This is a genomic window from Burkholderia sp. A2, from assembly GCF_001729305.1.
GTDB classification, from domain to species: Bacteria; Pseudomonadota; Gammaproteobacteria; order Burkholderiales; family Burkholderiaceae; genus Burkholderia; species Burkholderia sola.
On sequence record NZ_LZXX01000121.1, the window covers coordinates 1 to 420 of the forward strand.

The following is a 420-nucleotide window of genomic DNA, read 5'->3' on the forward strand; positions in this document are numbered from 1 at the left end:
TCGCGATCAGCTTCGCGCCGTAGCGCTTCGCGAGCCGGCAGCTTTCGAGCAGCTCGGGCACGCGCCCGCTCACCGACAACGCGACGACGACGGTGTCGCCCGACAGCGTCGCGGCCACCATCCGCTGCAGCAGGCTGTCCTGGTAGCTCGCGACCGGCCGGCCGAAACGCACGAGCCGGAAGCGCAGCTCGTCGGCGAGTGCGGTCGAGCCGCCGCCTTGCCCGTACACGTAGGTCATCTTCGCGCCGGCGAGCAGGTCGGCCGCCGCGTCGAACGACGTGTTGCGCAGCAACTGGTGGTTGTGCGCGAGCGCCACACGAATCTCGTCGTAGACCATCGATGCGGGGTTCGCGTCGTCGGCCGGCGCGTCGTCGGACGGCACCAGGAAGCGCTGGCCGACGGCCGCCGCCTGCGCGACGA

At 71.4% G+C, this 420-nt stretch carries 1 protein-coding gene; it reads right to left on the reverse strand.

Going from position 1 to position 420, the window contains the following annotated elements:
* On the reverse strand, positions 1 to 420 hold a 420-nt coding region (locus A9Z05_RS38065), incomplete at both ends, for an SIS domain-containing protein (RefSeq protein WP_256122108.1).